Genomic DNA, 7,535 nt, shown 5'->3' with positions numbered 1-7,535 from the left:
CCCCCCACACCCGCCCTCCGATTTTTCGTCCTGAACATGCCACAACCGCTTCTTGTGCCCGGTCAACCGGCACGCGACCGTTGTCGCACACCCGCGCACGCGCCGTTTCCGCGGTGAGCGCGGCCCCCCACACCCCCGACCGTGTCCGCGTCTCCTTCCGCGGTCCGTGAAAGGTCAGGTGCACCAGATGAGACCCACCGCCCGACGCCTGGGGATCACCCTGCCGGCCGTACTGCTCGCGGCCGGCCTCTCGTTCGCCGCCGCACCGGCCCATGGCACCCCCACCCCCGACGTGCCCGCCGGCGACCTGCGCCTGGCCACCGGGACCGACGCGATACCGGACAGCTGGATCGTCGTCCTCAAGGACACCGCCACGGCCCACTCCACCCCGGCCGCGCTCGCAGCCGAGCTCGCCGAGCGCCACCAGGGGAAGGTCGTCCACGTCTACAGCGCCGCGCTGAATGGTTTCTCCGCACGGATGTCGCAGGAGCAGGCGCGCCGGCTCGCCGCCGACCCCCGGGTCGCCTATGTGGAGCAGGACAGCAAGGTCTCCATCAGCGACACCCAGTCCGGCGCCACCTGGGGCATCGACCGCATCGACCAGCGCAACCTCCCGCTGAGCGGCACGTACACGTACAACACCACCGCCTCCAACGTCCGCATCTACGTCATCGACACCGGCGTGCGCACCAGCCACCAGGACTTCGGCGGGCGCGCCTCGGTGGGCACCGACACCGTGGGCGACGGCCAGAACGGCAAGGACTGCCACGGCCACGGCACGCATGTGGCCGGCACGACCGCCGGCACGCTGTACGGCGTCGCCAAGGGCGCGAAGGTGGTCGGCGTCCGGGTGCTCAACTGCCAGGGCTCGGGCAGCAACTCCGGGGTGATCGCCGGCGTCGACTGGGTCACCGGCAACGCGGTCAAGCCCGCCGTCGCCAACATGAGCCTGGGCGGCGGGGCCAACACCTCCCTGGACAACGCCGTCAAGAAGTCCGTCACCTCCGGCATCAGCTACGCCATCGCCGCCGGGAACGGCAACTTCCTCGGCCAGCCGCAGAACGCCTGCGGCTACTCCCCCGCGCGGGTGCCCGAGGCCATCACGGTCGGCGCCACCGACCGCACCGACCGGCGCGCCTCCTTCTCCAACTTCGGCACGTGTCTGGACCTCTTCGCGCCCGGTGTGAGCGTCACCTCGGCGTGGAAGGACAGCGACACCGCCACCAACACCATCAGCGGCACCTCCATGGCCGCGCCCCACGCGGCCGGCGCCGCGGCCCTCTATCTGGCGGGCCACCCGACGGCCACCCCCGCCCAGGTCCGGGACGCGCTCGTGGCCGGCGCCACCCCCGACGTCGTCACCGATCCGCGCACCGGATCGCCGAACAAGCTGCTGCACACGGTGTACTGAGAGCCGGTGCCGATGTCCCGGGCGGGGGCGGCGCGCCCGGCGCCGCGGTGGATGGCACACTCGGGCCATGGTTGGAACCGCTCGATCCATGGTGGGAGCCGCCCGTACCGCCCGTACGGTCCGCACCGAACGCGCCGGGGCGAGGCGCCGATGACGGTGAGCGAGAACGGCGCCCGGGGCGCCGGGGCCGGCCCCCGGGACACCGATCTGATCGTGGTGGGCGGCGGCCCCGCCGGGTGCGCCGCCGCCCTCATGGCGGCGAGCCTCGGGATGCGCACAGTCCTGATCGAACCGGACCGGCTGTGCGGCAAGCTGTACGCCGTCGGGGCGCTGGACAACGTCCCCGGCGGCCACCGCAGCGGCCCGGGGCTCGCCGACGCCATCGCGGCCGACGTCCGCCGGGCGGCCGGCTGCGAGGTGCTCCTCGGCAGCCGGGCCGAACGGGTCGCCGCCGACGACCGGCGGGTCGCGGTGACCCTGGACTCCGGCCGGGTGCTCACCGCGCCCCGCGCCGTGGTCGCCACCGGCACCGGCCCGCTGCCGCCGGCGGCCACCGACTGGGTGAGCGTGCCGCCCGATCTGCGGCTGCCGTCGCTGTGGGAGACCCGGCTGCCGGAGCTGGCCGGCCGGTCGGTGATCGTCCTGGGGGCCGACCGGCCGCTGGGCACCGTGCTGCGCTCCCACCCCTCGGCCGACGTACGACTGCATGTGCTGCACCCGGCGGCGGACGACTACAAGAGCAACGAGGTGCTCGGCGACCCGCGGGCGGTGCTGCACCGGGTGGGCCGCGTCACCATCAACCGGGGCGCGGGCGGGATGTTCCACATCTGGGCGCGGCACGGGCACAGTTCGGGCGAGCGGGAGCCCGACGGCGAGGGCACCCAGCCGTACACCGCCGAGGCCGTGTATCTGAACCTGGGCACGGCTCCGGTGGTGCCGGACGGGGACCTCACGCGCGGGGCGGACGGCTACTGCCCGCCCGGGGACCAGCATCCGCGCGTCCGCACGGCCGGCGACCTGCGCGGTGCCCGCTTCCAGCGGATCGTGACCGCGCAGGGCTCCGGCGCGGAGGCGGTCCTGGCCCACTACTACGAGGCGGTGCGGCCCTCGGAGTGATCCGGGAGCCGCAGTACGGGTGCGAGCCCTTCGATCGGTCGAGCCGGGCAGCAGTACGGGCGTGCGCTCGCCGGACGGTTGCACCGGACCGCAGTACGGGCGTGCGATCGCCGGGCGAGTGACCAGGGCCGCCGTACGGGTGCGCGAGCCCCTCCCGGCGGGTGATCCGGGGGTCGCCCGTACGGGTCGCCCGACCCCCGGGTGATCCGAAGCCGTTCGGGCCGTCGGGCCAGCGCACGGCGCGGCCGACCGCTCCCCGGCGTTCCGACCCGCGTACGCCATCGGGGTGCGGCGAACGGACGTGCCCCCCGCGCGAGGGGTGACCCCGGGCCGTTCGCGTCGTTTGGCGCGGTATGCGACGAGGCGACCGACGGCTCGCGGCCGTCCCCCTGGCAGCCATGGCGGCGCTGGCCGTGCTCACCGCACCGGGGGCGCCCCCGGCCGCGGCGACGGTCGGCCCGGACACGGACAGCGTGTCCTCCGGCGCGGCCCTCCCGGGCACCGCCCCCTCCGGAACCACCCTCTCCGGCGCGGTCCCGTCGGACACGGCGGCCGGCGCCGTACCGGTCGCGCCCCGTACGGCCGCGGCGGCCACCTGCCGCGCGGCCACCGTACGGCCCACGCCGTCGACGACCGTGCGCACGGCCTCGACCACCGTCGGCGGCCGGGCGGTCTGCTACCACGTGGTGACGGCCCACATGGGGTCGGACGGGCTGCGCGGGGCGCTGCTCGCCGACAGCGTCACCACCAAGCGGCGGCTGAGCGACTGGGCCGGGCGCGCCCACGGCCGCGGCGGCGAGCGGCTGGTGGCCGCCGTCAACGGGGACTTCTACGACATCCGCGGCTCGCAGGCGCCCCGCGGGCCCCTGGTGCGCGACGGCGTGGCGTGGAAGGCCTCGGACTCGTCCGTCCCCGTGGTGGGCGTGGACACCGACAGCAGGCTGCGCCGGGGCACCCTGCGCAGAACCGGCACGGTCACCCTGGACGGGCAGGCGCTGCCGGTCGGGGCGGTGAACTCCCCCGCGGCCGCCGACGACCGGCTGCGGGTCTTCACCCCGGTCTGGGGTCCGGGCCGCCGGGCGGCGGCCTCCCTGAGCGAGAGCGCCGCGGCCGAGTGCCGCGAGGTGGTAGTGGACGAGGGGACCGTCACCGAGGCCGGCGAGGGGATCGGCGACACGGCGGTGCCGCGGTCCGGCTTCGTGGTCGTCGGCTGCGGGGGCGCCGCCGAGCGGCTCGCCGGGTTCGGGGCCGGTGACGCGGCACGGCTGGCGTACGACGACTCCGGCGGCCCGTGGGCGTTCGCTCTGGGGCACGGCGGGACGCTGCTCACCGGCGGCACGGTTCCCACGTTCCCGGACCGTTCGCACTACCAGTCGCGCCATCCGCGCACCGCGATCGGCCACGGCGCGGACGCGCGCCGGATCATCCTGCTGGTGGTGGACGGCCGGCAGGCGCACTCCGCGGGGCTGTCCTACGCCGACACCGCCCGGCTCATCGCACGGCTCGGCGCGACGGACGCCGTGATGCTGGACGGCGGCGGCTCCAGCGAGCTCGTGGCCGCCCGCTCCGCCACCGCGCGGCCCTCCGTGATCAGTCACCCCTCGGACGGCACCGAGCGCGCGGTTCCGCACGCGATCGCCCTGCTGAGCGACCGCTGACCGGCACCGCGCCGAACCTCCTTGCGGGAGCGGTCAGTTGATGATTTAACCGTGTCGGGACATGGGCGACTATGGACCGCTTTCGCGCCAAGTTGCAACAGTGAGTGGCGCCACGCAGCCTCGCACCCACCAAAAGAAATTCCCGCAGCACGGCAATGTTTCCGTAAATCCTTCTGAATCGCGGGGCGTTCGGCGGGCACCACAGCAAGATCGGCGTGGTTGACCCTTGCACTTTTCAGGCGCAATGTCCGATTGAGGGCCAACCTCACGTTCGCACTTTTGCGGGCCGGGCACGCCCTGCCACGATGCGGTCTCCGATTGATCGTCACGCACACCAACCAGCCTGCCTCGGCGGGCTGTTCGGTGCTGCCGTTCTTCAGGAGGGGAACTCCCGCATGTCCGCACTCACCCGCCGTCGTGTCCTCGGTGGCACCGCCGCCGCGCTCGCCGGAGCCGCCCTGGCCACTCCGGCGGTCGCCGACTCGCTCACCCGCCCCGCCTCCGACGGGGCCGGCGCCCACACCGGGCACGCCGGACACGCCGCGCCGGCCGGGCACGGCCACGGCGGCCCGGCCCCCGAGCCGTTCGACGAGGTCTACCGGGGCCGCCGCATACAGGGCATGGCGGCCGGCCACGGCGGTGGCGGCCACCACCACGGCGCCGGCTACACCGTCCTCGTCGACGGCCGCGAGCTCCACACCATGCGGAACGCGGACTCCACGTGGATCAGCGTGGTGAACCACTACGAAACCTTCGCGACCCCCCGGGCGCTCGCCCGCGCCGCCGTCGAGGAGCTCCAAGGCGCCCAGCTCGTCCCCTTCGGCTGACCGCCGGGCCCGGGACCCCACCCGTTCCGGGGCCGCCCCGGGCTCCTCGGGCCCCGGGCCTCCCGGGTCTCCCCGGGGCTTCCCCACATCGTGACGCCCTGTCCCGCTGTTCACCCGCCCACTTTCCGCACCGGACGGCACCGCCCGGACCGGTCTCCCGAAAAGGACCCGCCATGGCAGTCCGCAAGAACCAGGCCCTCCTCACCGCCGAGGAGAAGCGCGCCTTCGTCGGCGCCCTCGTGGAACTCAAGCGCAGCGGCCGCTACGACGCGTTCGTCACCACGCACAACGGTTTCATCATGAGCGACACCGACTCCGGTGACCGGGTGGGCCACCGCTCCCCCTCGTTCCTGCCCTGGCACCGCCGCTTCCTCATACAGTTCGAACGGGAGCTGCAGACCGTCAACGCCTCGGTGACGCTGCCGTACTGGGACTGGACCGTCGACCGCAGCCCCACGTCCTCCCTCTGGGCGCCGGACTTCCTCGGCGGCACCGGGCGCAGCCGGGACGGGCGGGTCACCGACGGCGCCTTCGCCTTCTCCGGCGGCAACTGGCCCATCACGGTCCGCGTGGACGGCCGCGACTTCCTCCGCCGCTCCCTGGGGACGGGCGTGCGCGAGCTGCCCACCCGAGCCGAACTCGACTCCGTGATGGCCATGTCCACGTACGACGCCCCGCCGTGGAACAGCGCCTCCGACGGCTTCCGCAACCACATGGAGGGGTGGCGCGGCGCCAACCTCCACAATCGGGTGCACGTCTGGGTCGGCGGGCAGATGGCCACCGGGGTCTCCCCGAACGACCCGGTCTTCTGGCTGCACCACTGTTTCATCGACAAGCTCTGGGCGGAGTGGCAGCGCCGGCACCCCGGTTCGGGCTATCTGCCCACCGGGGGGACCCCGAACGTCGTGGACCTGCGCGAGCCCATGCGCCCCTGGAACGACGTGACCCCGGCGGACATGCTCGACCACACCCCGCACTACACGTATGACACCGAGGTCCAGGGGGCGCGGGCGGCATAGCCGCGCACGGCGGCCGGGGGCGCGGCGGGCGCGGGCCGCACCCCCTGACGGCTCCGGTCAGGGCGGCGGCTGCGCGGACGGCGAGAGATAGCCGCGCAGTCCGCGCAGCCTTCCCACGTCCGGCAGCGGGTGCGGCCGCCAGCCCCGGGCGTGGGCGGGCGGCGCCTGCTGCCGGGCGACCAGGACGGCCACCGGCGAGCGCTCCGCCGCCGAGCGCAGCCCCGCCGGGGTGATGGCGGCGTCGTGACCGCCCACCTGGCGGGAGGCGCAGCCCATGCGGTGGGCGATGCGGATGGCCTCCTCACCGCTGATGACGCACGGCGGCCGGACGCCCTGCCCGCGCAGTTCGGCCGCGATCCGCCCCAGCGCCACCGAGTCGGCGCGAAAGCGCTTCACCACGCTGTGCAGAACGGCGTACTGCACGGCCAGATGGCCCGCGAGCGCGAGGGCCAGGACCACCGCCACCGCCGGGCGCAGGGCGGGGCGGACGGCGCGCCGCAGCCCGTACAGGCCGAGGGCCACCGGGAGCGCCAGCAGGAGGTACGCCGGCAGCAGGAACCGGGGCGCGGCGTAGTCGACCGTCAGCACATAGGGCAGCCCCAGGCCGATCCCCGTGACCGCGCACAGCAGGGCTTCGGCCAGGCGGCCGGTGCGGGCCGCGGCCCGCACCCCGAGCGCGGTGAGCGGCGCGAGGAGGAAGAACCACACGGCGGTCACCTCGTGGCGCCACGGCCCCTCGCAGGGCCGGCACAGGGTGCGCCCGCCGAGCGCCCGGACATGGTCGTCGAGGGCGGGGTGCCAGCCGAGGCTGCCCTGGATCTCGCTGGCGCGCCGCAGCCGGGGCAGCAGGCCGCCGAACCGGGCGTACGCCTCCCAGATCCAGGGCGCGCAGCCGAGCACCAGTCCGGCGGCGAGCACGGCCAGTACGGCCGGGCGGCGCCACCGGGGCACGCACACGGCGGCCGCGGCGAGCGGCAGGGCCAGCCAGCCGCCGTCCAGGGGGCGCATCAGCGCGGCCGTGGCGACCGCGGCCCCGAGGCCGAGGAGGGCCGGCGTGTCCGAGGGGTCGCGCACCGCGCGCAGGAAGCAGCCGGCGCCGGCGAGCGCCGCGAAGGCCACCCAGAGGTTGGGCATCGCCTGCGGGCCGTAGAACACGGCGACCCACAGCCCGGCGAACAGGCCCCCGCCGAGGGCGAGCACGGGCCCCGGCAGCAGGCGCCGCCAGACCCGGAGCGCCAGGAACAGCCCCAGGCCGGAGAGCAGGGCCAGCCAGACGCGCAGCGCGGTGACGGAGGGGGTCAGCGCGGCGACGGGGGCGACCAGCAGGGTGATCCCGCGGGCGCGCGGGGCGCTGAAGAACGCGTCGGGGGCGTGCGGCGAGACCTGGCTGACGTACACCGTCTCGTCCCAGCCGAGCCCGGTGCCGGGGACGGCCAGGGCGAGTTGGACGGCGGTGTAGGCGGCGGCGACCAGGGCCGGCCAGGGCGGGGCCGCGCGCCGGGGG

6 protein-coding genes are annotated in these 7,535 nt (G+C 75.3%); 5 read left to right on the top strand and 1 reads right to left on the bottom strand.

Annotated elements, in window-relative coordinates; translation table 11 throughout:
• The first annotated feature begins 178 nt into the window (after window positions 1-178).
• From ACSNOD_RS25880 to melC2, 5 genes are all read left to right on the top strand, one after another.
• Window positions 179-1,411: a S8 family peptidase gene (locus ACSNOD_RS25880; RefSeq protein ID WP_436769464.1), complete on the top strand. Its 1,233-nt coding sequence runs from the start codon at window positions 179-181 to the stop codon at window positions 1,409-1,411.
• 156 nt (window positions 1,412-1,567) lie between these two features.
• A complete protein-coding gene (locus ACSNOD_RS25875; protein WP_436769463.1) occupies window positions 1,568-2,527 on the top strand; it encodes an FAD-dependent oxidoreductase in 960 nt (319 codons plus the stop codon).
• A 353-nt stretch (window positions 2,528-2,880) separates the two neighbouring features.
• On the top strand, window positions 2,881-4,185 hold the full coding sequence (locus tag ACSNOD_RS25870; RefSeq protein WP_436769462.1) for a phosphodiester glycosidase family protein: 1,305 nt from the start codon (window positions 2,881-2,883) through the stop codon (window positions 4,183-4,185).
• Window positions 4,186-4,580: 395 nt separating this feature from the next.
• Window positions 4,581-5,012 carry an apotyrosinase chaperone MelC1 gene (gene melC1 / locus ACSNOD_RS25865; protein ID WP_436769461.1) on the top strand — a complete coding sequence of 144 codons (432 nt, stop codon included), beginning with the start codon at window positions 4,581-4,583 and terminating at the stop codon, window positions 5,010-5,012.
• 173 nt (window positions 5,013-5,185) lie between these two features.
• Window positions 5,186-6,031: a tyrosinase MelC2 gene (melC2, locus tag ACSNOD_RS25860; RefSeq protein WP_436769460.1), complete on the top strand. Its 846-nt coding sequence runs from the start codon at window positions 5,186-5,188 to the stop codon at window positions 6,029-6,031.
• A 57-nt stretch (window positions 6,032-6,088) separates the two neighbouring features.
• On the opposite strand, the gene ACSNOD_RS25855 is transcribed toward melC2, so the two are convergent.
• Entirely contained in the window at window positions 6,089-7,504 is a 1,416-nt protein-coding gene (locus tag ACSNOD_RS25855; protein ID WP_436769465.1) for a hypothetical protein, read from the bottom strand.
• Window positions 7,505-7,535 lie beyond the last annotated feature (31 nt).

Source organism: Streptomyces sp. URMC 123 (genome assembly GCF_051386515.1).
Taxonomy (GTDB): domain Bacteria; phylum Actinomycetota; class Actinomycetes; order Streptomycetales; family Streptomycetaceae; genus Streptomyces.
Note: the sequence above shows the minus strand (reverse complement) of the source record. Positions and strands in the feature narration are given on the sequence as shown.

Coding starts and splice junctions, on each gene's coding strand:
- ACSNOD_RS25870 (WP_436769462.1), top strand. CDS start 2,881: ATGCGACGAGGCGACCGACGGCTCGCGGCCGTCCCCCTGGCAGCCATG.
- melC2 (WP_436769460.1), top strand. CDS start 5,186: ATGGCAGTCCGCAAGAACCAGGCCCTCCTCACCGCCGAGGAGAAGCGC.
- melC1 (WP_436769461.1), top strand. CDS start 4,581: ATGTCCGCACTCACCCGCCGTCGTGTCCTCGGTGGCACCGCCGCCGCG.